Origin of the sequence: Micromonospora sp. NPDC047527, from assembly GCF_040643015.1 — a bacterium.
Classification (GTDB): Bacteria; Actinomycetota; Actinomycetes; order Mycobacteriales; family Micromonosporaceae; genus Micromonospora.
This window is the reverse complement of the sequence record NZ_JBEYTK010000011.1, coordinates 1-24,646: the sequence shown is the minus strand read 5'-3', so window position 1 is coordinate 24,646 and position 24,646 is coordinate 1. Positions and strand designations below refer to the sequence as shown.

Here is a 24,646-nt window from a genome sequence, read left to right as displayed (position 1 = left end):
CTCATGATCACCGCGGGGGGACTGCGGGGGTGGGGCGGGGCGGGGGGCGGGGTTAGCGGTCGGCGGGTACCGCTGGTGCTGGGGCTGGCGGATTCGTGATGCTGTCGGGGTCGGTTTGCGGCCCTGGTGGTTCGCTGGCGGTTGGTTTGGCCTCGGCCTTCGGGTGGCGGGCCCGCCACGCCGCCCACCCGCGCTCGGCCAGGCCGACCACCAGGAAGGTCAGCCCGACGTACGCCCAGCCCACCAGCACATCGATCACATAGTGCTCACCCGAGTAGACCAGGGTGAGGGTCATCGCCAGCGGGTACGCGAACAGCAGCGGCCACCAGCGGCGCCGGGTGGTGGCCAGGAAGAACACCACCACGAACAGCGCCCACGCGGTGTGCAGCGACGGCATCGCGGCCACCGGGTTCGAGGCGATCTGGCCGGCGTTGAGCACGTTGCCGGCGCCGTGCATGCCGAACGCCTTCCAGCCCCGGGTCGAGATCCGGGCGACCTCGGTGAGCAGCCCGTTCTGCGCGGCCCACCAGGGCGGGGCGGCCGGATAGATGAAGTAGGTCGCCAAGCCGGCGGCGCAGAGGAACCCCCAGCGCCGCATGTACGCGATCCAGCGACGCCTGTCGCGCAGCCAGAGCACCGTGGCGGCGGCCAGCGCCACCACGAAGTGCGAGAAGTACACCCAGCTCGCCGCGATGTCCCACCACTGCACCTGCGGACGGTAGAAGTGCTCCTGCAACCAGACGGTGGGCACCTCACCGCCGGTGGCCCAGCCGAACATGAACTGGTCGGCGACGATCAGCTCCATGGCGTGCGGGGTGGCGCCGTTGTCGGCGAACCCGCGCGAGAGGTTGTACGCGGCCAGCAGCAGCACCACCGGCACCCAGTCCCGGGCGAAGCGCAGGTGGCTGCGCCACGGTCGGTCGCTGTTCCAGGCGATGGTTCCGGCCCAGATCCACACGAAGGCGTACGTCGGGTCGGTGGGCAGCCCGATAGCCAGCCAGGCGGTGACGAAGGCGACCGCCCATATCGTCATGGCGACAACGCGCCGACGGCCCCCGTCCGGGGACGCGGGCGGGTCGGTCCGGGCGGGGGGCTGGGGGTCAGTCACGACGGCCATCGCGGTCAAGGTTAACGACGGCGGTGGCATCGACCGACGGCGACCACCCGGCGAAGCCGTGCCCAGGTGGGAGGCGGTCGGTGTCGGGATCCCCGGGCAGGCGCTCGGCGGGCACGGTGAGCACCTAGGCTGACGACCATGCAGGAGCAGCCCGAGTCGGCCTTCGCGCCGGGTCTGACCGCCCAGGTCGAGTTGACCGTCACCGACGCGGACACCGCCCAGGCGGTCGGTTCCGGGGACGTACCGGTGCTGGGCACACCGCGGGTGCTCGCGCTGGCCGAGGCGGCGACCGTCGCGGCCACAGCGACCGGGATGCCGTCCGGAGCGACGACCGTGGGCACCCGGGTCGAGCTGGAGCACCTCGCGCCGACCGTGGTGGGCCGGACGGTGCGGGCGCAGGCTCTGCTGGTGGCAGTCGATGGTCGCCGGCTGTCGTTCGACGTCACTGTCAGCGACGGTGACCAGACGGTGGCGCGGGGCCGGGTGGACCGGATCATGGTGGATCGGCAACGCTTCGTCGACCGCGCCGGGCGGACGTCGTGAGCGGCGGGTTCGTCGAGGTCGCCGATCGGGTGCACGTGCTGTGTGAGCCGCTGCTGCGGATCAACGTGACGCTGGTCATCGGCGACGACGAGGCGCTGCTGGTGGACACCCTCTCCTCGGCCGTGCAGGCCACCGAGCTGGCCACGGCCGTCCGGGCGGTCACCGACCGTCCGCTGACCCTGGTCAACACCCACCACCACTACGACCACTGCTTCGGCAACGCCGTCCTGGCCGGCAACCCACCCCGCCCGGTGTACGCACACGAGCGGGCCGCCGAGGCCCTGCGCGACGAGCCGGAGCGGCTGCGCCGGGAGGCGTACGACGAGGTGCGCGTAGAGCATCCGGGGCTCGCCGCCGAGCTGGCCGACACGCCGCTGCTCGCCCCGACGCACACCGTGCACACCGAGACGGCGCTCGACCTGGGCGGCCGGCGGGTGCTGCTGCGGCATCCGGGGCGGGGGCACACCGACGCCGATCTGGTGGTGCACGTTCCGGACGTGGACGTGCTGGTCGCCGGGGATCTGGTGGAGCAGAGTGGTCCGCCCGCCTTCGAGGACGCGTACCCCCTGCAATGGCCGGACGCGGTCGCGGACCTGCTGCGGCTGACGACCGCGCGCACGGTGGTGGTGCCGGGTCACGGCGAGCCGGTCGATGTCGGCTTCGTCCGCGCGCAGCACGCCGAGCTGGCGAAGCTGGCCTGGCTGATCCGGGCCGCGCACACCGGCGGCGCCCCGCCGGAGCGGGTGGCCGCCGAGGCGCCCTTCGGCGCCCGCGCCGCCCTCACCGCAGCCCGCCGCGGCTACCGCGAGCTGAACGGCGCGATCTGAGGGCCCACCCCACCCCGTCGATCTTGCACTTGCCGCCCCCGCAAAAGCGGCAAGACGAGGCAAAGCCCCGACCGAAACTGCAAGATCGGCGCGGGAGGGGCGGGCGGGTTAGGGCGCGTAGCGTTGTTCGACGGCTTGGCGGGTGGGCATGGCGGTGGCGCCGCCGGGTGACTCGCAGACCAGGCCCGCCACCCGCAGCGCGAACGCCACCCGCTCGACCCAGCCGTCCGGGCCGCCTGGTTCGCCGTCGGCGAGCAGGTCGGCGATCAGCGCGGCCAGCACCGAGTCACCGGCGCCGGTGGTGTCGACGGCGTTGACCCTGGGTGCCGGCACCCGCACCGGGTCGGCGCCGGCGGCGGCCAGCACCGCACCGTCCGCGCCCAGCGTCACGACCACCGTGGCGGCGCCCAGCTCCCGCAGGTACGCGGCGACGCCCTCGACCGGCTCGCCGGGGTACAGCAGGTCGGCGTCGGCGGTGCTCAGCTTGACCAGGTGCGCGCCGGCGGCGAACTCGGCCACCACCGCGCGCAGCCCGTCCAGCGCGGCCGGGCCGTCCAGCAGCCGGGGGCGCACGTTCGGGTCGAAGACCCGCAGCCCGGTGGCGAGCGACCAGGCCCGGCGGGCGGCGGCGAGGGTGCCCGGTTGCAGCAGCACCACCGAGCCGCAGGAGAGCACGTCGGCGCCCTCCAGCAGCGCCAGGTCCAGGTCGTCGGCGTCGAGCAGGCCGTAGGAGGGCGGCTGCCCGTAGAAGCGGAAGTCGGGCTCCGGGCCGGCGAAGGTGACCACCGCGAGCGTGGTCGGCGCCGGCACCGTGACCACGCCGGCCAGCCCGACGCCGACGGTGGTGAGGAAGTCGCGGATCCGCCCGGCGAGCACGTCGTCGCCGAGCGAGCCGACGAACTGCGCCCGGCCGCCGAGCCGGGCCACGCCGACGGCGACGTTGAGCGGCCCGCCGCCGATCGCCTGCCGGTAGACCCGCTCCCCGTCCCGTTCGGTGTCGAGCAGGTCGACGAGCGCCTCACCGAGCACCACCGCGTACCCCATCCCGGTCCCTTCCCGGTCGTCAGCCGCCGAAACGGTCGGCGCGGCACCAGGCTGGCGCAGCGCGCGGGCCGATGGGCGGCGAAGGCGCGGTACCGGTCAGCCCGGGTGGTGGATCGGTCCGCCGAGCGCGGACAGCGGGCGGGCGCTACCGCCCCAGCGGGCCGCGACGATCTGCGCGGCCACGCTCACCGCGGTCTCCTCCGGTGTACGTCCGCCGAGGTCCAGCCCGATCGGCGAGGCGAGCCGGTCGAGCTGCTCCGGGCCGAGTCCCGCCTCGCGCAGCAGCTTGTGCCGCTCGTCGTGGGTGCGCCGCGATCCCATCGCGCCCACGTACGCCAGTGGTTGGCGCAGCGCCAGCGCGAGCAGCGGCACGTCGAACTTCGGGTCGTGGGTGAGCACGCAGACGACGGTCCGCGGGTCGACCCGGCCGGCGTCCACCTCCGTCCGCAGGTAGCGGTGCGGCCACTGGACGACCACCTCGTGCGCCTCCGGGAAACGTCGACTGGTGGCGAAGACCGGCCGGGCGTCGCAGACGGTCACCCGGTAGCCGAGGAACGCGCCGATCCGGGCCACGGCGGCGGCGAAGTCGATCGCCCCGAAGACGATCATCCGGGGTGCGGTGACGTACGCGGTGACGAAGAGGCTGAGGCCGGCACCCCGGCGCTGCCCCTGGTGGCCGTAGCGGAGCACGCCACTGTGCCCGGCGGCGAGCAGCCCGAGCGCGTCGGCGGTGGCCGCGTCGTCGAGCCGGTCGTCGCCGAGCGAACCGGTCACCCGCTGCCCGGTCAGCACCAGCCGTCGGCCCAGTCGCCGGGCCGGGTCGCTCGGCGCCGCACCCGGGGTGTCGTCGGCGTCGACGGCCACGCAGGTGACGATCGCCGCCGGGTCGCCGGCCTGTCGCGCGGCGGCGACCGTGTCCAGGGCCGCGAGGTCGGCGTCGTCGATCCGTTCCACGTACACGTCCAGCATCCCGCCGCAGGTCAGACCGATGGCGTACGCGTCGTCGTCGCTGACGCCGTAGTGGATCAGCTCGGGTACGCCGGTGTCGAGCACGTGGCGAGCGCGCTCGTAGAGGTCCGCCTCGACGCAGCCACCGGAGACGCTGCCGGTGACCGTGCCGTCGGCGGCCACCAGCATCGCGGCGCCGGGCGGCTGCGGCGCGGACCGCCAGGTGTCCACGACGGTGGCCAGAGCGACCTGTTCGCCTGCCCGGCAGCGGCGGTGCATCTCGTCGAACACGTCGGGCACGCGCTGCCGCCCCTTTCGTCTCGTCGCGGTCCGGTCGACCCTGCCGGCCCTCCCGACCGGGCGGCCACCGTCGCCATGAGCGACCGAATCATCACTATATGGGGGTGGTGTCGGCGGGGCCGGAGGATGAGCCGTCGCGGCTCTGCGTGCCCACTGTTTGGCGCATCGAGGATCGGCTATTGCATGGCGGCCGGGTGGCGTGATGGGATGACGCGTACCGAGCGGTGCGAAGGGCTGTCGCACCGCCGCTTGCCGGGTTGTGTGACGCGAGGGCACCGGTCCCAGAACAGGACCGTTGATGGCGCGTGTCCGCCGGCCGATCCCTGCGCCGGGCGCATCGCCATCACCGCGAACGTCGCATCGGCGCATCAGCGCAGCGATGCGACCAGGCCACATCCCACCCGATTGCGGCGGGGCGGCTCGGGCGGCACGCCTCGCGAGCAAGGAGAACCCGTGAACCGTTCCCGTACGGCCGCGTTGCTCACCGCGGCCGTGACCCTCGCGCTGGGCGCCGTCGCCCTGGCGTCCACTCCGGAGCCAGCCGCCGCGCACGGCGCGGCCATGACCCCGGGCAGCCGCACCTTCCTGTGCTGGCAGGACGGCCTCAGCCAGACCGGTGAGATCAGGCCGAACAACCCCGCGTGCTCCGCAGCCGTGGCGCAGAGCGGGGCCAACTCGCTCTACAACTGGTTCAGCGTGCTTCGCTCGGACGCCGGCGGTCGGACCACCGGCTTCATCCCGGACGGGCAGCTGTGCAGTGGTGGCAACTCCGGTTACCGGGGTTACGACCTGGCCCGCACCGACTGGCCGTTGACCCACCTGACGGCCGGTGCGCGGATGGACTTCCGGTACAGCAACTGGGCGCACCACCCGGGCACCTTCTACTTCTACGTGACGAAGAACAGCTGGAGCCCGACCCGGGCGCTGGCCTGGAGTGACCTGGAGGAGCAGCCGTTCCTCACGGTGACCAACCCGCCGCAGCGCGGCAACGTCGGCACCAACGACGGGCACTACTACTTCAGCGGCAACCTGCCGTCGGGTAAGAGCGGCCGGCACCTCATCTACTCCCGCTGGGTGCGCTCGGATTCGCAGGAGAACTTCTTCGGCTGCTCCGACGTGACCTTCGACGGTGGCAACGGTCAGGTGACCGGTGTGGGCCCGGGCGGCACGCCGCCCCCGACCACCGCCCCGCCGACCACCGCCCCGCCGACCACTGCCCCGCCGACGACCGCCCCGCCGACCACCGCCCCGCCGACGACCGCCCCGCCGACCACCCCGCCGCCGACCGGCGGTGACTGCATGGCGGTCTACAAGGTCGTCAGCGCCTGGCAGGGCGGCTTCCAGGGCGAAGTCATGATCATGAACCACAGCAGTAGGGCGTACAACGGCTGGACCGCGAGCTGGACCTGGCCCAACGGGCAGTCCATCAGCCAGATCTGGGGTGCCACACAGACCTCGTCCGGCTCGTCGGTGACGGCCACGAACGTCGCGTACAACGGCACGATCGCACCGGAGGGCACCACGACCTTCGGCTTCCTGGCCAGCACCAGCGGCACCAACGGCCTACCGACGGTCAGCTGCTCAGGCCGCTGACCCCCTGAAACGACCAAGAGGTTTGCGTCACCGGAACTCCTCCGGCTGGCGCAAACCTCTTGGTCGACAGGGGTCGGGTCAGCGCACCATGGACCCGACGACGGGCTTGGTGAGCAGGGCCGACTGGTTGCGCTGGATGCCCGGGTCGAGAGTCTTGGCCACGAAGATCGCGTGCCAGATGCAGAAGATCAACACCGTCCACACCTTGCGGGAGTGGTCGGCCTCCTCCCGCTTGTGCTCGTCGAGCAGCCGCAACGCGTACGACAGGTCGAGCAGGTCACCCGCGCCCGAGGTGCTCAACACGTGCCGCGCCCACTCGTACATCTCGCCGCGCAGCCAGACCCGGGTGGGGGTCGGGAAGCCCAGCTTCTTGCGGTTGACGATGGCCGGCGGGACGACACCCTGCAACGCCTGACGCATCGCGTACTTGGTGGCGTCCGAGCGCGGCGGCAGCTTGAGGTCCACCGGGATCTTCGCCGCGACGTCGAAGACCTCACGGTCGAGGAACGGCACCCGCACCTCCAGCGAGTGCGACATCGAGATCCGGTCGGCCTTGACCAGGATGTCCCCGCGCAGCCAGGTGTAGAGGTCGACGTACTGCATCTTGGTGACGTCGTCCAGCTCGGTGCACTCGGCGTAGATCGGCGCGGTCACGTCGGTGTAGCGCACCGAGGGGTCGTAGCGACGCAGCAGGTGCTGCTTCTCCTCCTCGGTGAACATCCGGGCGTTGCCGTAGTAGCGCTCCTCGATCGGGGTGGTGCCGCGCTCCAGGAAGCTCTTGCCCTTGACCCCCTGCGGGATCGCCTTGGAGACGGCACGCAGGCCCTTCTGCACGCCGCCGGGCAGGCCGTTGACGGTGCCGAGCGACAGCGGCTCGCGGTAGATCGTGTAACCCCCGAAGAACTCGTCGGCGCCCTCACCGGAGAGCACCACCGTGACGTGCTCGGCGGCCTTCTTCGCCACGAAGTAGAGCGGCACCAGCGCCGGGTCCGCCACCGGGTCGTCCAGGTGCCAGACGATCTTCGGCAGCGCGTCGATCATGTCCTGCGGACCGATCTTGGTGGGGATGGTGGTGACGTCCAGGTGCCGGGCCGACTCCTGCGCGACGTCGATCTCCGAATATCCCGGTACGTCGTAACCGACCGTGAAGGTGAGGATGTTCGGGTTGAACTCCCGGGCCAGCGCGACCACCGCCGTGGAGTCGATGCCGCTGGACAGGAACGAGCCGACCGGCACGTCGGAGCGCATGTGCATACGCACGCTCTCGCGCAGTGTCTCCCGGATCTCGTGGTAGAGCTTCTGCTCGTCGTCGACCGGCGCGGGCCGGAACACCGGCCGGTACCACCGGCGTACGTCGATCCGCGCGCCCGGCGTCCAGGTCAGGTACTCGCCGGAGCCGATCCGGTTGATGCCCTTGTGCAGGGTGCCGGGCTCGGGGACGTACTGCAGGGTCAGGTAGTGGCTGAGGTTGGCCGCGTCGACACCCGCGTCGCCCTGGTAGCTGCTGTGCGCGAACGGCAACAGCGCCTTCTTCTCCGATGCCAGGTAGAGCCCGTCGGCGGTCTCCAGGTAGTGCAGGGGCTTGATGCCGAAGTAGTCGCGGGCACCGAACGCGCGCCGCTCCTGCCGGTCCCAGATGACGAAGGCGAACATGCCGCGCAGCCGGGTGAGCACCTGCTCGCCCCAGAAGTGGTAGCCCGCCACGATCACCTCGCCGTCACCGGCGGTGGCGAACTGCGCCCCGAAGTTCCTGATCAACTCCTCGCGCAGCTCGATGTAGTTGTAGATCTCACCGTTGAAGGTGAGCAGGTAACGGCCGTTCGCGTAGGGCAGTGGCTCGTGACTCGACGCGACGTCGATGATGGCGAGCCGCTTGTGGGCGAACACTCCGTCCGCGTACCGGCCGGAGGCGTCGCCGACCACCTCGACCCCTGTCTCGTCGGGGCCGCGGTGGTGCAGGCATTCCAACGCTCCGGCGATGTGGTCGCGGTGCGCGGCGGCGTTGCCGTTCGCGCTGAAGAAGGCCAGAAGTCCGCACATGGTGGTCATCTTCCCACGCGGTCCCCCGGCCCGTCGCAGCCGTCCGTCGATCCGGAGCGCTCCCGGGGGGCTCCAACGCGAACCGGGTGCGCGGTACCGTCGGGACCAGCAATGACGCGGAGGGAGCGGGGCAATGACCGAGGGACGCACCGACGGTACGCCGACAGACGGTACGGAATCGCACGATCCGGACTTCCCGGAGGCGTTCCTGTCCTTCATGCGGCAGGGCTGGCAGGACACCGAACTGCCGGTGACGCCCCGACCGGAGGCCCCCAACTACGCGAAGCGGCGTGCCGCTCTCTCGGCGGCCTTCCCCGGCGAGACGCTGGTGATCCCGACCGGCCCCGAGAAGGTCCGGGCCAACGACACCGGCTACCCGTTCCGGCCGGGCAGCGACTTCGCCTACCTGACCGGTGACCACGACCCGGACAGCGTGCTGGTGCTGCGCCCGAACGGCTCGGGGCACGACGCCACGCTGTACATGCGGCCCCGCTCCTCGCGGGAGACCGACGAGTTCTTCCGCAGCCGGCACGGCGAGCTGTGGGTGGGCCGGCGGCACACGCTCAGCGAGAAGTCCACCGAGCTGGGCCTGCCCACCGCCGACCTGACCGGTCTGGAGGCCGCGCTGGCCGACCTGGCGCCCGGTCGCACCCGGGTGCTGCGCGGGTTCGACGCCGAGGTGGACGCGGCAGTCCACCCGTACGACGGGGTCCGTGTCGAGGGGCAGCCGCCGCGCGACCGGGAGCTGGCAATCGCCATCTCGGAGCAGAAGCTGGTCAAGGACGAGTGGGAGATCGGCCAGCTCCAGGACGCCATCGACGCCACCGTGCGCGGCTTCGAGGACGTGGCCCGCATCCTGCCGGCGGACCGCGCCGTCTCGGAGCGGCTGCTGGAGGGGATCTTCGCGCTGCGGGCCCGGCACGACGGCAACGACGTCGGGTACAGCTCGATCGTCGGCGCCGGCGAGCACGCCACGATCCTGCACTGGGTGCACAACCACGGCGCCACCCGTCCGGGTGACCTGCTGCTGATGGACATGGGCGTCGAAGGGCGCAACCTCTACACCGCCGACGTGACGCGGGTGGTGCCGGTGAGCGGCCGGTTCACCGCCCTGCAACGCCAGGTCTACGACATCGTGTACGCCTCCCAGCAGGCCGGCATCGACGCGATCCGGCCCGGCGTGAAGTTCAAGGACGTCCACCTGACCTGCATGCGGGTGCTCGCCGAGGGTCTGTCCGACCTGGGTCTGCTGCCGGTGAGCGTGGACGAGGCCATGGACGAGAAGTCCTCGGTCTACCGCCGGTGGACGCTGCACGGTTTCGGCCACATGCTCGGCATCGACGTGCACGACTGCTCGAACGCCCGTAAGGAGAGCTACCGCGACGGCGCCCTGGGCGAGGGCTACGTGCTCACCGTCGAGCCGGGGCTGTACTTCCAGCCGGAGGACGAGCTGGTCCCCGCCGAGCTGCGCGGCGTCGGCGTCCGCATCGAGGACGACGTGCTGGTCACCGCGACCGGCGCGGTGAACCTGTCGGCCGGCCTGCCGCGTACGGCCGACGAGGTGGAGACGTGGCTGGCCGAGCAGCGTGAGGCGGGCCCGCGCCTGCCTGGCTGACGCAGCACCGCACGACACCGACGGCGGACCTCGCCGCCGGGCCGCGACGTTTCGACGTCCGCGCGCCCGGCGTCGGGGTCCGTCGGTGTTTGTGCTGGCCACGCCATTCCTACCGGGCCGACACACCTGCCCTGCCCTGAGGCGAATGCGTGGGTTTCTCAGATAAGTCCGCATCGCGAAGATGGTTCTCATACGGTGGGGATCAGAGGCTGCAACCGATTTGTAGCTGGTCGTGGCGCCTCGGGCGGTGCGACCCCGTCTGATAGCAGGAAAGGGCGGAAGGCTCTGATGTCCAACGAGGTAACGAGTACCGACGGCGGGGCCTCGACAGCTCCGCCGACACGACGACGGCGAGCGCTCTGGGTCGCCGGCGTGGCCGGGCTGACCGGCGTCGTGGGCCTGGCGGCCCTCGGCGGCGTGGCCGCCCGGGACGACAAGCCCAGCTCCGACCGCGTGTCCGACGCGCAGTCGTCGACCAACCAGCAGCCTGTCAGCGACGCTGGCGAGAAGGCCGACGGCGCCAAGGAGAGCGGCGGCCAGGACGACGAGTGGAGCGGCGACGGCTGGAGCGGCTCCGACGACCGGTCCGCCCGGGACGGCAAGCGCGACGACAAGGAGCGCACGAGCCAGGTGCCCTGCGACTCCGACAAGCTGATCCAGGCGATCGTCTTCGCCAACAGCCAGCACGGCGGCACGCTGGAACTGGCCAAGGGCTGCACCTACAACCTGACCCGCAACGACTACGAGGGCAACGGCCTTCCGGTGATCACCCAGGCCATCACGCTCAAGGGCGACCACACGACCATCGGTCGCGATGCCACCGCCGACTACTTCCGCATCCTCAACGTCGGCCCGGGTGGGCACCTCACCCTCAAGGGCCTGAGCATCAAGGGCGGGCAGACCATCCAGCGGGCGATGACGCTGGAACCGGCGACGGTCTGGGCGCCGTACTCGGCCTCGGTCCGCAGCACAGTGGCGGCCAAGCCGGCAGCGGCCGCCGCAACCGCACCGGGCGCGGCAGCCAAGCCGGCAGCGGCAGAGGCCAAGCCGGCAGCGGCGGCGGCGGCGACGGAGGCCAAGCCGGCAGCGGCGACGACGGCGGCCAAGCCGGCGACGGCAGAGGCCAAGCCGGCCGCGGCCGCGGAGGCGGCCAAGCCCGCCACGGTGGCAGCGGCGCCGACCGTGACCCCGTTGGTGGAGGAGCCCGGGTTCAACGACGGCGCCGGGGTGCTGGTGCAGCCCGGTGGTCGAGCGGAGATCCTGGACAGCGAACTGCTCTACAACCAGGCCGGCGGCAACGGCGGCGGGTTGGCCAACTTCGGCGCCGCCAAGCTCAGCAAGAGCACCGTGGCGCACAACACCGCGTTCCTGCACGGCGGCGGCATCTTCAACGCCGGTGTGCTCCAGGTCGACGAGTCGAAGGTCAAGGACAACACCGCGATCATCGGCGGTGGCGGCATCGCCAACGGCGCGGCCGGGATCTTCACCAAGGACGTCGACGGCGGTTCCGTCTGGGTCTACAAGAGCGAGATCACCGACAACAAGACGCTCGGCTTCGGCGGCGGCGTCCTGGACGTCGGGGGCACCACGACCCTGCACGACACGACGGTCAATGACAACGCCGCGCTTCTCGCCGGCGGCGGCGTCGCGGTGGCCGACAGCCAGCTCACCCTCAAGCACGCCACGGTGGCCAAGAACAGCACCGCTGGTGTGGGTGGCGGTGTGGCCGTGGCCTTCGACAGCACCGCGACCGTGGAGAACAGCGCGATCAAGGACAACACCGCCGGATTCTTCGGCGCCGGCCTCTTCAACGAGGACAGCGTCACCACCCTGCGCGACAGCGAGGTGGTGGGCAACCGGGCCTTCGGTCCGTTCGCTCGCGGCGGCGGCATCTACAACACCGACAGGGGCGAGGTCTCCCTGAGCCGGACGACTGTGGCGCACAACTTCGCCACCCTCCCGCCCGGCGGGATCTTCAACCAGCTGGGCAGCACCGTGACGCTGGACGACAAGTCCGCGGTGACCGCCAACCGCCCCACCAACTGCGTCAACGTTCCGGACTGCTTCGCCTGACCGGGCGGGGCTGAACCACATAGAGGGCGCGCCCCTCCGAGCCGACCACCGGCACGGAGGGGCGTACCCATTTGGGCTGCTCACGGCCCGACGGCCGGGCTTGGGGGGCGCGTGCCCGCCCGGGGCCTCGCGGCCGGTCCGGACGGAACGCGAACCAAATGTGGGGTTGTTTCGGATACGCCCGCGAGGCGAGGAACATTCTCATACGGTGGTTTTGGGAGCTACAACCGATTTGTAGCAGGGGACGTCCGCTTTGAGGGTGGCGACCCTGTCTGGTACGAGGAGAGGGCAGAGAGCTCCGATGTCCAACTACCTAACGAACAACGAAGCCTCCGGGCAGGCGACGGCCAAGCGCCGCCGCAAGCTCTGGCTCGCCGGTGGCGTGGCCGGTTTGACGGGCGTGATCAGTCTCGCGGCGGTGGGCGTCGCGGGCAGCGCCGGTGCGGTCAGCGGCCTGAGCTGGAACACCGCGCAGGTCAGCAGGGATGGCAGCGACCAGGGCGGCGACCACGGGCGCGACTGGGACAAGGACCGGGACAAGGACAAGGGCAAGGACCGGGACAAGGACCACGAGCGCGGGAAGGAGGTGCCCTGCGACACCGACAAGCTGATCCAGGCGATCGTCTTCGCCAACAGCAAGCACGGCGGTGTGCTGGATCTGGCCAAGGGCTGCACCTACAACCTGACCCGCAACGACTACGAGGGCAACGGCCTTCCGGTGATCACCGAGCGGATCACGCTGAAGGGCGAGCACACCTCGATCGTCCGCGACGCCACGGCCGACTACTTCCGGATCCTCAACGTCGGCAGCGGTGGGCACCTCACCATCAAGGGCCTGACCATCAAGGGCGGCCAGACCCTCGAACGGTACGAGGCCCTCGAGCCGGCCGCCGTCTGGGCGTCCTACTCGGACTCCGAGGCCATCGCGGCGCAGGTGAAGGCCGGCGTACCGCTGGAGCAGGCGCTCACCGCGCGGCAGGCCAACCCGAAGGCGGGCCTGAAGGCGGCCCCGAAGGCCGCTCCCAAGGCCGCGCCGAAGACTCAGGCGGGTGTCGTCACGCCGCTCGTCGAGGAGCCGGGCGACACCGACGGCGCCGGCATCCTGGTCCAGCCGGGCGGCACCGCCGAGATCCTCGAGTCCGAGGTCGTCCTCAACCAGTCCGGCGGCAACGGCGGTGGTGTGGCCAACTTCGGCACCACGAAGATCTGGCACAGCACCGTGGCCCGTAACACCGCCTTCTTCTTCGGCGGCGGTGTCTTCAACGCCGGCGTGCTCAAGGTCGAGGAGTCGAAGATCAAGGACAACACCGCCATCATCGGTGGTGGCGGTATCTCCAACGGTGCCGCGCGGATCTTCAAGGACGACATCGACGGCGGGACCGTCGAGCTGAAGAAGGCCGAGATCAGCGACAACGAGACGCTGGGCTTCGGCGGCGGCCTGCTCGACATCGAGGGCAACACCACCGCGTACGAGACGAAGTTCGTCTCGAACGCCGCGCTCCTCGCCGGTGGCGGTCTGGCGGCGGCGGACAGCCAGCTGAACCTGCACGGGGTCACCGTGGAGAAGAACAGCACCGCTGGCGTCGGTGGTGGCCTGGCCATCGCCTTCGACAGCGCGGTCACCGTCGAGCGCAGCGCCATCAAGGACAACACCGCCGGGTTCTTCGGCGGCGGGGTCTTCAACGTCGGCAGCGTCACCACCCTGCGCGACAGCGAGGTCGTCGGCAACCAGGCCAAGGGCCTGATCGGGGTCGGCGGCGGCATCTTCAACATCTTCGGCGAGGTCAACCTGTCGAAGACGAAGGTCGCGCACAACTTCTCCACCTTCGCTCCGGGCGGTGTCTTCAGCTTCTTCGGCGAGGTGAACGTGGACAACAAGTCCGCGATCACCGCGAACCGTCCGACGAACTGCCTGGCCATCCCGGGCGGCACCATCGAGAACTGCTTCGCCTGATCACCCTCGGGTGACCACAGCACGACAGGTCGGCCCCCTTCCGCACCACGCGGAAGGGGGCCGACCCGCGTCACGTCTGGACGAACACCGCCACGCTGCGCGCCGGCACGGTGAAGGTGCCGGCCGCCCGGTCGAACGACGCCGTACGCAGCACCGGGTCGGCCGAGGTCACCAGCACCGGGTGCAGCGCCACGTTCGCACCGCGCAGACCGGTCACGGTCTGCTTCGCCGTCTCCGGGGTGCCGTTGAAGACCACGGTCACCGACTTCCAGGCCCCACCCAGGCCACGGGCGTCCAGGGTCATGGTCAGCACACCCGGCGTCTCCGTCTCGCCGGAGAGCGGGAACGCCACCCGTTGCTGCACCTGCTCGGCCGTCCGCAGACCGAACACCGGCGACGACGCCCTGACGCGCAGCAGCTCGGCGTACCGGGCGTCGGTGGTGTTGATCGCCGCGCAGTCCGGCACCAGCGCCGGGTCCGCGAGCAGCGGCTTCGCGTACGACCACTTGTCCTCGTTGTCCTGCGCCGGTGGCAGGCCGGCACCGAACCCGTTGCCCCGCTCGCAGCCCCAGCGGATCTGGTTGAACCAGTCACCGGAGTTGTACGAGTTGCGGTCCAGCGACTTCGACCGCAGCCGCTCGGTGCCGGTGGTGACGAACCCGGTGCCCTGGCTCAGCACCACCGTGCCCAGCGCCAGCACCTGCATCCGGGAGCGGTCCACCGCGCTGGTGGCCTGCGGCAGCTTGTACGCCAGCGCGTCGTACAGGATCTCGTTGTCGTGCGCGTCGACGTAGGTGACGGCCTCCCCCGGCGCGGCGGTGTAACCGGCCGGCGAGCCGTTGTAGTCCACCTGCGCGCCGGTGACCGTGCGTCCGGTCGAGTCGGTGAACCGGTATCCGCGTAGGTTGCCGGTGAGACCCACCTTGATGAGGTCGTGGGCGTGCAGCAGGCGGGCCTTCTGCTCGGCCGCCGATCCGTTGACGGGGTCGCCGTTGGGGTCGGTGTAGAGCCCTGACGCGAAGCCCTGCGCACGAGGGTTGGCGTCGAACGGCCCGCCGCCGCGCACCGCGTCCCGCAGCCGGTCGTTGAAGGTGCCGATGCCGGTGCCGGCCATGTTGGCCTGGGTGGCCTGCACGAACCGGGCGTCGTCGGCGACCTCGCCGAAGTTCCAGCCCTCGCCGTAGAGCATGATCGCCTTGCCGTCCACCCCGTCGCGGGCGACGGTCAGCCGGTCCAGCGCCGCGCGGGCGGCCAGGATGTTCGCCTTCGGGTGGTGACCCATCAGGTCGAACCGGAAACCGTCCACCTTGTACTGCTTGGCCCAGGTGACCAGCGAGTCGACCACCAGCTTGCCCATCATGGCGTGCTCGGGCGCGGTGTTGGCGCAGCAGGTGGAGTTGGCCACCGTGCCGTCCTCCAGCAGCCGCTGGTAGTAGCCGGGCACGATCTGGTCCAGCACCGACTTGTCGTCAGCCCCGGCCGCCGAGGTGTGGTTGTAGACCACGTCCATGACCACCCGCAGGCCGGCGCCGTTCACCCCGGCCACCATGCGACGGAACTCGGTGGTCCGGGCCGCGCCGGCCGGATCGACGGCGTACCCGCCCTCCGGCACGGTGTAGTGCAGCGGGTCGTAGCCCCAGTTGTAGCCGTCGGACGCGGCGACCGCCGCCACGCACGTCTGCTGCTGGGCGGAGTCCGGTGGCAGCGCCGCCAGGTCACAGGCCGGCTGACGCTGGTCGGCCCGCTTCTCGGGGATGGTCGCGAAGTCGAACGCCGGCAGCAGGTGCAGGTGGGTGACCCCGGCGTCGCCCAGCGCCCGCAGGTGGGTCATGCCGGCGGTCTTCGGGTCGGTGAAGGCGAGGAAGGTGCCCCGCCGCTGCGCCGGCACGGTCTCGTCGGCGATCGAGAAGTCCCGCACCGACAGCTCCGAGATCTGCGCCCGCGACGCCGGCACGGCGGCCGGCTTGCGCAACGTCCGCCAGCCCGCCGGTGCCAGCGCCGGGTCGCTCAGGTCGACCAGCTGGCTGTGGGTGGAATCCGCGGCGAGGGCCACCGAGTACGGGTCGGTCACCGACGCGGTGACCATCCGCTGCGCCGCCGGCTGCCACGCCTGCACCTGGTAGCGGTAGTACTTCCCCGTCCAGGCCTGGCTGCCGCGCGCCGACCAGACGCCCGTGCGGTCGTCGCGGCGCATCGGCACCGTCGTCGGCTGCGCGGTGGGCGAGTCGAACAGTTGCAGCGCCACGGTCCGCGCGGTCGGCGCCCACAGCGCGAGGCTCGGCGTCCGGCCCGCGAAGGTCGGCCCGAGGGTGGCGCCGGTGGCACCGGCGTACACGTCGTCGAGCACACCGGGGATCTGCACGCCGGTCGCCGCGAGGAGGGCACCCTCCGCGTCGCGCTCGGTGACCAGCACCTGCCCACGCAGCGCCGCCGGCACCTTGGCCAGGTCCGCCCGGTCCAGCGTGAAGCTGCGGTACGACCACAGGTGCGGGAACGCCGCGCGCTGGGCCTCGGTGAGCCCGTTGCGCTGCGCCCGCAACGGCAGCGTGGTGTACGTCCCGGTCAGCTCCCCCTCGACGACGCTCACCCCGCCGGCGGGCGCGGCCACCAGCGCGTACGTCCTGCCGTCGGTGGGCGGGGTCTGCCAGACGATGGTGGACCGGTCGATCCAGTGCGCCTTCTGCTTGCTGATGTCGGTGTCCCCGCCCACGCTGGTCGCGGTCGTCGGCAGCAGCCGGCCCGGGGTGGCGGCGAGCAGCCACACCTCCCGGCCCGCGCTGGCGAAGTCGAGCCGCTGGTCGTCGGGCAGGTCCTTGGTGTCGCCCCGGTGGATGATGTAGTTCAGCCCGGTGGCCCCGGCAGCCAGCGGCACCCGGAACACCGCGCCGAACGCGTCGGTCGAGGTCGGCGCGAGCGGGGTGGACCAGTCGGTCGGATTGGCCGCGCCGTCCCACAGGTGCAGGCCCCAGCCGGCGTAGTTGCCGTCGGCCCGCCGGTAGTGGATCACCGCGGTGCCCTCCTCGACCGGCGGGTCGGGTTGCCCGGTGGCCGCCTGCCGACTCGGGTAGATCGCCGGGTCACCCTGCTTGAGCCACACCTCCCCGGTCTGGGTGACATCGATCGTGCGGTCCTGGGCGACGTCCTTCGTGCCGTCGGAGTCGACCACCACGAAGCCCACCGACGTCGCGCCCGGCTTGAGCTTCACCCAGGCGAACCGGCCGTAGGAGTCCTCCCCGGCGAACGGCTGTCCCTTCGGCCACTCGGTGACGTACGCCGGGTCGATGTCACCCCAGGCGTACAGCGCCCAGTCGTCGTACCCGCCGGCGGGGCGCTGGTAGTGCACCACCGCCCACTCCCGGGACCCGCCCTGCTCGGGGGTGCCCACGATGGCGGTGGACCGGGCGGTGGCGGTGCGGCCCCGGCCGTCGCGGACCACCGCCTTGTACTCGACCCGGGTGCCGCCAGCCAGGCCGGTCAGGTCGTGGTGCACGGTGTACGGCGCGTGGCTGGCGCTGCCCAGCAGCGTCCACCGGCCGCCCGCGACCCGGGCCGCGACGGTGACGGTCGCGAGCGGGTCGCCGGTCACCGTGGCGGTGACCGCGGCCCGGGTGGCCACCGGCGCGGCGGGGGCCGGCGTGGTGATGGTGACGGTCGGCTTGCCGGTCGGCTGCGCGACGGGCGTGCCGGCCCGGTACGCCACCGCCGACAGCGGCGGGACGGTCACGCTCACCTTGCCGTCGGCGCCGGCCCGCACGGTGCCCGAGCCGCCGTAGATGCCGGTGAACGTCGCGCCGGCCGACCAGGTGTCCACGGTGACAGTCTGCGCGGAGTCGGCGTTGTTCACCGCCACGATGTACTCGGTACGGTCGGCCGGGGTGATCCGGGAGGCGGCGAACACACCGGGGCCGTCGGCGGCGTACCGGGTGACCTGGATGCCGTCGCGCAGGGCGGGGTGTGCCTTGCGCAGCCGGCCCAGCTCGGCGATGGTCCGGTACAGCGGGTGGCCGGTGTCGAACTGGTCGCTGGCGTGGGTGCGGTCGGTGCCGAGCAGGTCGTCGTCGAGATAGTCGGGGACCATCGATGCGAACATGTCCTGCCGGGCGTCCTTGTCCCCGCCGGGGCCGGTGAAGCCCTGCTCGTCACCGGAGTAGATCACCGGCTGGCCGCGGGTGAGGAACATCAACTGGTGGGCGAGTTGGTCGCGGCGCAGATGGGTCGCCGGGTCGGTGCCACCGCCGGCGATGAACGAGCCGATCCGGCCCATGTCGTGGTTGCCGAGGAACGTGGTCGACCGGCGGGCGTCGGTGTCCCGGGCGGCGTAGAGGTCGTCGCGGGCGTACACGTCGGCCAGCGCCTTCGCCGAACCGGCGCCGGCGGTGTACCCCCGCGCGGCCTCCTGGAAGGCGAAGTCGAGGGTCGCTGGCAGGCCACCCTGCCGGACATAGCTGGAGCTGATCTGCGGGTCGGCGCTGTAGACCTCGCCGAACATGAAGAAGTCCTTCTTGCCGGCCTTCTCGGCGGCCCGCTGGATGCCCTGGCTGAACTGCGGCCAGAAGTCCATGTTGACGTGCTTGACGGTGTCCAACCGGAACCCGTCGACACCTGTCGCGCCGATCCAGTCCCCGTACGCCTTGGTCAGACCCCGGACCACCTCGGGCCGCTCGGTCCACAGATCGTCGAGGCCGAAGAAGTCGCCGTACTCGCTGTTCTCCCCGGCGAAGGTCGAGTCACCACGGTTGTGGTACATCGTGACGTCGTTCAGCCAGGCCGGCACCTTGACCCTGGCGTCCCCCGGCTCGTCGAACGTCGGCGTGTACGGGAACGACTCCCGGTTCACCGACGGGAAGGCGCGGCTGCCGTCGGCGTAGTTGCGGTCCTCGAAGGCCCGCCCCTGCGCGTCGGTGTACGGCGAGGTGGCCTTGTCGACGTAGGCGTACCTGTCCTCGGCGTACTTGATGACGTCAGCGGTGTGGTTGACGATCACATCGAGGTAGACCTTGATGCCGCGCTGGTGGGCGAGCTTGACCAGCCGCTTCATCTCCTCCATGGTGCCGAAGTGCGGGTCCACCTGGGTGAAGTCGGTGATCCAGTAGCCGTGGTAGCCGGCCGAGATGTCGTCGCCTCTGCCCTGCACGGGCCGGTTCTTGAAGATCGGGGCGAGCCAGATCGCGGTGGTGCCCATCCCCTGGATGTAGTCCAGCTTGTCGATGACGCCCTTGAGGTCACCGCCGTGGTAGAAGCCCTTGTCGGTCGGGTCGAGGCCGGTGCGCAGCCGGTCGCCGGTGAGGCCACCCCGGTCGTTGCGCCGGTCCCCGTTGGCGAACCGGTCCGGCAGGACGAAGTAGAACTGCTCGGCACGCGCGGTGTTGTCGCCCGCCTTCAGCAGCGCCTCGGCGGTGGGCTCGGCGCGCCACTGGGCGGTGCCGCCGACGGCGAGGGAGGCGTCACCGGAGGGCCGGGGGGCCGCGGCGGCGGGATGCGCGGCGACCGGAGTGCCGACGAGCGTCAGGGTGAGCAGGCAGGTGAGGGCGAGCAGGGCGGTACGCGGAAGCGGCGGGGGTTTCATCGACGGCCTTCCTTTGGTCGTGATTGGCCGCACGCTAACCCTTGCCGAAACAATCTGCAATAGATTGCAAACAAAGTCGTAACCGAGCAACGTCCTTGCGGAAGCACCACGCAGCGACCGGGCCGCCCACCGGCGACCGTCCGATCAGAAACCGCCGCAGCGCACCCCGTCGACCGTGCAGCCGCGCGGCGTGGTCGGCGCCCACTCCAGGTGGAACCGCAACGGCACCGACCTGCCGGCCGGCACGGACACCCCACTGGTGTACGTGAAGCCGCCGTCGAACTGCCGCACCCTCCCCTGTGGCGCGCCCTCCACCCAACTGGTCACCAGTCGCCCCCCGCCGAAGTGGATCCGCACCGTCCAGCCCCGGTCCACCCGCGACGCGTTGACGATCAACACCTCGCCGATGAAGCCCCCGTCGAACCTCTGCACGACCCGGTAACGCCCACTCACCGCCGGCTGCCGCTGCGGTGGTGGCGGGGGTGGCGGGGGCGCCTGTTGCGGCGCCCGGGTCGGCGGCCGAGCCGACGTCGGCACCACCACCGGCTCGACTCGCGGCGACGGCGACACGACCGGGGCGCTCGGCGGCAACCCGGTCGCCCGCGGCGACAGCCCGGGAATCACGGGCGACGACGACCTCGACAACGGCGGTGTCTGCGTCGAGTCGGTCGGCGCACCCGGCACCTGCGGCAACGGCAACGTGGCCGGCGGCGCCCCGTCGTCCATCGGACTCTGCCCCCGGTACGCGCCCAGGGCCACGATGAGCAGCACCACCATCACGACAAGGCCCGCGCACGCCACGATCCAGGGCGACGACGCGATGGCCACCGGACCGCGCGACGGTCGTGGGGCGCGACGCATGCCGGACATGTACCTCCCTCAGCGAGCCGTCCGGGAAGCGTAGCGATCGATGGCCCGACCCGAAAGCGCCAACGCTCACCCCCGCACGGGCGCCCGGTCAGCCCAACCGGCAGGCGACCCCGTTGACCGTGCAGCGGACCGGCTGCTGCGTCGACCCGCCCCAGCCCAGACGCAGGCGCAACGTGCTGGTGTCACCCGGACCGAGCGACGCCCCGCCACTGAGGACGTACTCCCCGTCACCCCGCGCCGACACCGAAACCCCCGGGGCGCCACTGACCCGCAAGCCCCGCGCGCCATCGGCGAACGTCAACTCCACCCGCCAGTCCGCCGGCCGATCCGACTCGTTCCGGACCGACAGCACCGCCTCCGCCGCGATCGGGCCGCCCGTACCGACCTGATACCGGGCGGTGACAGCCCCCTTCGCCGGTGCCACCGCCGAGGCGCTCGTGGCCGGACGCGGCGACCCAGTGGTGGCCCGCGGCGACGGCGTCCGCGTGCTGCGCGACGGCTGCGGCGACGCCGTACGCCGTTGCACCGCGGCCGGCGTCGGCGACACCCCCGACGACGCCGCAGCGGGCACCGTCGGCAGGAACACCGGCGGCGCGGCCTGCGGCGCGCCCTCCCGCTCCCGACTCCGGAACGACAACAGCGCGATGACCAACAGCACCACCAGCGCACAGACACCGAGCAGCACCACGACCCACGGCACCGACACCAGCACCCGCGCCGTTCGCGAACCCCCCGCACCGTCCGGCCGCACCGCCATCAGGTCTCCCCTCGTCCCACCGACGCGCCAGCGTAGCCAGCGCCGACCGGACCGGAAACCGGGCGGGCACGGATCGGGCCGACCGGCCCACCCCGATCGGAAAACGGCGCGACGCGGCGGACGGTCGTCGCTCAGGCCGCCCGGATGACCGTGCAGATGAGCGGACCCTCAGCCGCCGTACGCAACAGATAGCGGTACCGCTCCCCCGGCACCGAATGCCCCCGGCTGTCCAGGAACTCCCACTCCACCGACACCAGGGTCAACGACGCCGACACCGGCTGCACGTCCTCGATCCGAGCGTGGGCGGCGATCAGCTCACGATCCTGGTAATCGGGTGCGGCGCCCACGAAGGACAGCGCGACCGCCGCCAGCGAGGTGAACGAGAAGCTGTACGTGTCGGCCACCACCAACCCGGGCAGGGCGTAACAACCGCCGAGGGCCGGCAGGTCACCGGAGGTCAACGCGACGCCGTACCGGTCGAAGAAGCCGGTCAGGGTGTCGAGATCGGTAGAGGCCTTCACGGCGACAGCAATTGCCCCCCGCCGGGTGGGCCAAACCTCAGCGCGCCGGAACCCGGACCTCGATCTCCGCACCCAGCCGCGCGCCGGCGGCCAGACCCAGGTCGTCCCCACTCCAGAACCGCCCCGGGTCGTACCAGTTCGGACGCCGGCCAGCGGGCAGCAGACCCATCGCCTCGTACGTCACCGCCACCACCTCGGCGCAGTACGCCGTCTCCAGCGCCCGATCCCGGGCCGCCGCGGCGCTCGCTGGGTTCGCATCTGACTCCGGGGTGGACGACTTGGCTGGCCTGGCCAGGATGGCCCGGGACGCGAACTCGGACACCGCCCGACCTGGGTGGGGCAGCGCCGGCACCCGGCCACGCACCCACCGCCAGGCCAACTGGGCCGTCGACGGGAACGGCGTGCCGTCCAACCGCGCGATGGTACGCAGCACCGCCCGCTCCATCTCCCCGTCCGCCGGGGGGTCGAGCTGCCGTAACCAGGCCCGCTGGCCGTACCGGTTGGCCCAGACGCAGACCGCGTCCCGCAGATCGTGCAACTGCACACCGCGCTGGTGGCCGCCCGACCACAGGTCCGGCAGTGACCGACCCAGCTCCGCGTGCCACATCAGCGGCGGCATGTCGTCCAGCACCACCGCCATGCCGACGTGGTTGACCGGGCTGTTCGTGGTGAACTGAATTGCCCGGTCCGGCACGCTGCGACCCCGGAACACCCACACGTCTCCGGTGCGGGTCAACTCGACGGCCTCGTCCAGGCTGATGCTCATGGGGGTCTAGCCTAGGCCGATGCGGCAACGAATGCGGTGGTGGAAGGTCCTCGGGCTCGCCGGTCTCGCCGGGGTCGCGGCCTCCGGCGTGGTCATCGCGCGAGCCGAGCGTCGGCGGCGCGCGTACACCCCGGAGGAGATCCGGCAGCGGCTGCTGGAGCGACACGCGCAGGCCAGCGACGCGGGGAAGCCCGTCGACCCCGCCTGAGGCTCCCCTGTGGACCGGCAGCGGGGCCATCCGGCCGGCGGATGATCGATACCCTCGGGGCATGACGACGCCCGTCGCCCAGCGACCCTTCGTCCTGTCCACCCCCGCCGCGCCGGTCGAACGGCACGGCAACGTCGACCTGCACCTGCCCACCGGTGACGGCCCGGCACCCGCAGTGGTGGTGGTGCACGGCGCCCCACTCCCGCCGGGCGTGCCCGACCCCCGCGACTGGCTGCTCTACCGCGGCTACGGCGCGCTGCTCGCCGAGAGCGGCGTGGTCACCGCGCTGCTCAGCTACCAGGTGACCGAACTGTCGGCGCTACCCGCCACGGCCGACGACATCGCCACGATGGTCGAGCAGGTCCGCGCCGACCCACGGGTCGACCCCGACCGGGTGGTGCTCTGGTTCTTCTCCGGGGGCGGCCTGCTGGCGTCCGACTGGCTGCGCGACGCCCCGTCCTGGCTGCGCGGGATCGCGCTGACCTACCCGCTGCTCATCCCCTTCCCCGACTGGGAGATCGACTCGCGGTTCCTGCCCGTCGACGCGCTCGACGCCGGGTCGACCGTCCCACTGGTGCTGACCCGGGCCGGGCGGGACATTCCGGTGGTGCTGGCGGGCATCGACGCGTTCCTCACCGCGGCCACCACCCACGGCCGCCCGGTCCAGGTCATCGACGTACCGGACGGCCAGCACAGCTTCGACATCCTCGACCACTCCCCGCAGTCCGAGGCGGCCGTCCTGGCAGCACGGGACGCGGTCCTGGCTCTCCTCGCCAACAACTGACCCACCTGTCCGGCGAGTCCGCGACGCGCGGTCCGCCCGCGGTGCGTCCGCCGTGCGAGGGTCCCGATCGGGGCCACCGACAGGCCCTCGCCAGGTGCGCGAGGTGCGCGACCCGCCGTACGGCACCAATCCGACAGCGAGCGCTTGATCGACTCCATGTCGCGGATGTGGGGGTGTCGGAGCGCTGGGATACCGCGATATCGGCGATACGGAGTCGATCATCGCCCGGCGCCGGGTTCGGCGGGCCGGTTTGTCGGGTTTGGGGGTCGGGGTCCCGTGGTCGGTGGCACGCTGGCGGCGGAATGATGGGCCGGGCCGGGTGGTTGTACAGGGGGTAACCACGACAGTCGCGGCCCCGGCCCGACCGCGTTGGCCGCCCGGGAACATCCACCCGACCGGCCCGGTTACATCCCCCGGACCACCCGAGCAGCCTCCCCAGGCCGCTTGGTGAGATCCCCCGGAGCGCGGTGGAATGAGTCGCCGGCCCCGACGGTTACATCTCCCTGGACCACCCGAGCAGGCCCCCCGGGCCGCCGGTGAGATCCCCCCGAACTCCCCCCTTGCACCGCAGCGCACCAGCCCCCGCTGGTGTCGCGGACCCCCGAATCGCAGAGGAGCACGCCACCATGCGTACCGATCTGATTCGTAAGACCGCCCTGACCGCTGCCGGCCTCGCCTTCACCGGCGGCGCCATCGCCGGCCCCGTCACCGCCGCCTACGCCGCCTCCGACGCCAAGCCCACCACCCAGACCCAGGGCAAGGGCGAGCGTCAACTCGACGTCCGCTACGAAGCCCAGCCGAACTTCTACTACTGCGGCCCCGCCGCCGCCCGCAACGCCCTGTCCGTACAGGGCAAGGACATCAGCGTCGACGCCATGGCCAAGGAAATGGGCACCACCGAGAACGGCACCAACAGCATCAACGACATCACCCCCGTCCTGAACAAGGAAACCGGCAAGAACGACGCCTACCGCTCGGTGGAGATCAGCACCCCCGCGGCAGACGACAAGCAGACCGACAAGCTGCGCACCGATGTCGTCAAGACCGTCGACGACGGCCGCGCCGTCGTCGCCAACATCGCCGGCACCACCACCGACACCAACGGCAACACCCACTCCTT

The 24,646-nt window shown here is 71.6% G+C and carries 18 protein-coding genes; 9 read left to right on the top strand and 9 right to left on the bottom strand.

Annotated elements, in window-relative coordinates; genetic code table 11:
- Positions 1 to 52: 52 nt before the first annotated feature.
- Positions 53 to 1,117 carry a phosphatase PAP2 family protein gene (locus ABZ808_RS28765; protein ID WP_357012455.1) on the bottom strand — a complete coding sequence of 355 codons (1,065 nt, stop codon included), beginning with the start codon at positions 1,115 to 1,117 and terminating at the stop codon, positions 53 to 55.
- Positions 1,118 to 1,255: 138 nt separating this feature from the next.
- On the opposite strand from ABZ808_RS28765, the gene ABZ808_RS28760 reads away from it, so the two are divergent.
- On the top strand, positions 1,256 to 1,660 hold the full coding sequence (locus tag ABZ808_RS28760) for a hotdog domain-containing protein (RefSeq protein WP_357012454.1): 405 nt from the start codon (positions 1,256 to 1,258) through the stop codon (positions 1,658 to 1,660).
- Positions 1,657 to 2,487, top strand: coding sequence for an MBL fold metallo-hydrolase (locus ABZ808_RS28755; RefSeq protein WP_357012452.1), 831 nt, complete (start codon positions 1,657 to 1,659; stop codon positions 2,485 to 2,487). The genes ABZ808_RS28760 and ABZ808_RS28755 overlap by 4 nt, the downstream gene beginning before the upstream one ends.
- Before the next feature lie 108 nt (positions 2,488 to 2,595).
- Here ABZ808_RS28755 and ABZ808_RS28750 read toward each other — a convergent pair whose 3' ends face one another.
- Both ABZ808_RS28750 and ABZ808_RS28745 read right to left on the bottom strand, forming a co-directional pair.
- Positions 2,596 to 3,531 (bottom strand): PfkB family carbohydrate kinase, encoded by a 936-nt coding sequence (locus ABZ808_RS28750; protein WP_357012451.1) that lies wholly within the window; start codon positions 3,529 to 3,531, stop codon positions 2,596 to 2,598.
- Between the two features lie 96 nt (positions 3,532 to 3,627).
- The gene (locus ABZ808_RS28745) at positions 3,628 to 4,779 is read right to left on the bottom strand and encodes an XdhC family protein (protein ID WP_357012449.1); all 1,152 of its coding nucleotides are present in this window, start codon (positions 4,777 to 4,779) and stop codon (positions 3,628 to 3,630) included.
- 453 nt (positions 4,780 to 5,232) lie between these two features.
- Between ABZ808_RS28745 and ABZ808_RS28740 the strand changes: the two genes are divergently transcribed.
- Entirely contained in the window at positions 5,233 to 6,372 is a 1,140-nt protein-coding gene (locus ABZ808_RS28740; protein ID WP_357012448.1) for a lytic polysaccharide monooxygenase, read from the top strand.
- 78 nt (positions 6,373 to 6,450) lie between these two features.
- On the opposite strand, the gene asnB is transcribed toward ABZ808_RS28740, so the two are convergent.
- Positions 6,451 to 8,412: an asparagine synthase (glutamine-hydrolyzing) gene (asnB, locus tag ABZ808_RS28735; RefSeq protein WP_357012447.1), complete on the bottom strand. Its 1,962-nt coding sequence runs from the start codon at positions 8,410 to 8,412 to the stop codon at positions 6,451 to 6,453.
- A gap of 133 nt (positions 8,413 to 8,545) precedes the next feature.
- On the opposite strand from asnB, the gene ABZ808_RS28730 reads away from it, so the two are divergent.
- From ABZ808_RS28730 to ABZ808_RS28720, 3 genes are all read left to right on the top strand, one after another.
- Entirely contained in the window at positions 8,546 to 10,027 is a 1,482-nt protein-coding gene (locus tag ABZ808_RS28730; protein ID WP_357012446.1) for an aminopeptidase P family protein, read from the top strand.
- A gap of 372 nt (positions 10,028 to 10,399) precedes the next feature.
- A complete protein-coding gene (locus tag ABZ808_RS28725) occupies positions 10,400 to 12,100 on the top strand; it encodes a right-handed parallel beta-helix repeat-containing protein (protein ID WP_357012445.1) in 1,701 nt (566 codons plus the stop codon).
- Between the two features lie 301 nt (positions 12,101 to 12,401).
- The gene (locus ABZ808_RS28720) at positions 12,402 to 14,054 is read left to right on the top strand and encodes a hypothetical protein (protein WP_357012444.1); all 1,653 of its coding nucleotides are present in this window, start codon (positions 12,402 to 12,404) and stop codon (positions 14,052 to 14,054) included.
- 70 nt (positions 14,055 to 14,124) lie between these two features.
- On the opposite strand, the gene pulA is transcribed toward ABZ808_RS28720, so the two are convergent.
- The 5 genes from pulA to ABZ808_RS28695 all read right to left on the bottom strand — a co-directional run bounded on the left by pulA (position 14,125) and on the right by ABZ808_RS28695 (position 22,534).
- Positions 14,125 to 19,620: a pullulanase-type alpha-1,6-glucosidase gene (gene pulA / locus ABZ808_RS28715; RefSeq protein WP_357012443.1), complete on the bottom strand. Its 5,496-nt coding sequence runs from the start codon at positions 19,618 to 19,620 to the stop codon at positions 14,125 to 14,127.
- Between the two features lie 144 nt (positions 19,621 to 19,764).
- Positions 19,765 to 20,490, bottom strand: coding sequence for a cellulose-binding protein (locus ABZ808_RS28710; RefSeq protein WP_357012442.1), 726 nt, complete (start codon positions 20,488 to 20,490; stop codon positions 19,765 to 19,767).
- 88 nt (positions 20,491 to 20,578) lie between these two features.
- On the bottom strand, positions 20,579 to 21,247 hold the full coding sequence (locus ABZ808_RS28705) for a hypothetical protein (RefSeq protein ID WP_357012441.1): 669 nt from the start codon (positions 21,245 to 21,247) through the stop codon (positions 20,579 to 20,581).
- A 131-nt stretch (positions 21,248 to 21,378) separates the two neighbouring features.
- Complete coding sequence (locus tag ABZ808_RS28700; protein WP_357012440.1) at positions 21,379 to 21,768, bottom strand: hypothetical protein; 390 nt, start codon at positions 21,766 to 21,768, stop codon at positions 21,379 to 21,381.
- A 37-nt stretch (positions 21,769 to 21,805) separates the two neighbouring features.
- Positions 21,806 to 22,534 (bottom strand): hypothetical protein, encoded by a 729-nt coding sequence (locus tag ABZ808_RS28695; protein WP_357012438.1) that lies wholly within the window; start codon positions 22,532 to 22,534, stop codon positions 21,806 to 21,808.
- A gap of 19 nt (positions 22,535 to 22,553) precedes the next feature.
- On the opposite strand from ABZ808_RS28695, the gene ABZ808_RS28690 reads away from it, so the two are divergent.
- From ABZ808_RS28690 to ABZ808_RS28680, 3 genes are all read left to right on the top strand, one after another.
- Entirely contained in the window at positions 22,554 to 22,742 is a 189-nt protein-coding gene (locus tag ABZ808_RS28690) for a hypothetical protein (protein ID WP_053652542.1), read from the top strand.
- 61 nt (positions 22,743 to 22,803) lie between these two features.
- Positions 22,804 to 23,526 carry a hypothetical protein gene (locus ABZ808_RS28685; protein ID WP_357012437.1) on the top strand — a complete coding sequence of 241 codons (723 nt, stop codon included), beginning with the start codon at positions 22,804 to 22,806 and terminating at the stop codon, positions 23,524 to 23,526.
- A 626-nt stretch (positions 23,527 to 24,152) separates the two neighbouring features.
- Positions 24,153 to 24,646: C39 family peptidase (locus ABZ808_RS28680; protein WP_357012435.1), on the top strand; the 494-nt coding region annotated here is incomplete at its 3' end.

Coding starts and splice junctions, on each gene's coding strand:
- ABZ808_RS28710 (WP_357012442.1), bottom strand. CDS start 20,490: ATGTCCGGCATGCGTCGCGCCCCACGACCGTCGCGCGGTCCGGTGGCC.
- asnB (WP_357012447.1), bottom strand. CDS start 8,412: ATGTGCGGACTTCTGGCCTTCTTCAGCGCGAACGGCAACGCCGCCGCG.
- ABZ808_RS28695 (WP_357012438.1), bottom strand. CDS start 22,534: ATGAGCATCAGCCTGGACGAGGCCGTCGAGTTGACCCGCACCGGAGAC.
- ABZ808_RS28705 (WP_357012441.1), bottom strand. CDS start 21,247: ATGGCGGTGCGGCCGGACGGTGCGGGGGGTTCGCGAACGGCGCGGGTG.
- ABZ808_RS28750 (WP_357012451.1), bottom strand. CDS start 3,531: ATGGGGTACGCGGTGGTGCTCGGTGAGGCGCTCGTCGACCTGCTCGAC.
- ABZ808_RS28690 (WP_053652542.1), top strand. CDS start 22,554: ATGCGGCAACGAATGCGGTGGTGGAAGGTCCTCGGGCTCGCCGGTCTC.
- pulA (WP_357012443.1), bottom strand. CDS start 19,620: ATGAAACCCCCGCCGCTTCCGCGTACCGCCCTGCTCGCCCTCACCTGC.
- ABZ808_RS28685 (WP_357012437.1), top strand. CDS start 22,804: ATGACGACGCCCGTCGCCCAGCGACCCTTCGTCCTGTCCACCCCCGCC.
- ABZ808_RS28730 (WP_357012446.1), top strand. CDS start 8,546: ATGACCGAGGGACGCACCGACGGTACGCCGACAGACGGTACGGAATCG.
- ABZ808_RS28760 (WP_357012454.1), top strand. CDS start 1,256: ATGCAGGAGCAGCCCGAGTCGGCCTTCGCGCCGGGTCTGACCGCCCAG.
- ABZ808_RS28765 (WP_357012455.1), bottom strand. CDS start 1,117: ATGGCCGTCGTGACTGACCCCCAGCCCCCCGCCCGGACCGACCCGCCC.
- ABZ808_RS28720 (WP_357012444.1), top strand. CDS start 12,402: ATGTCCAACTACCTAACGAACAACGAAGCCTCCGGGCAGGCGACGGCC.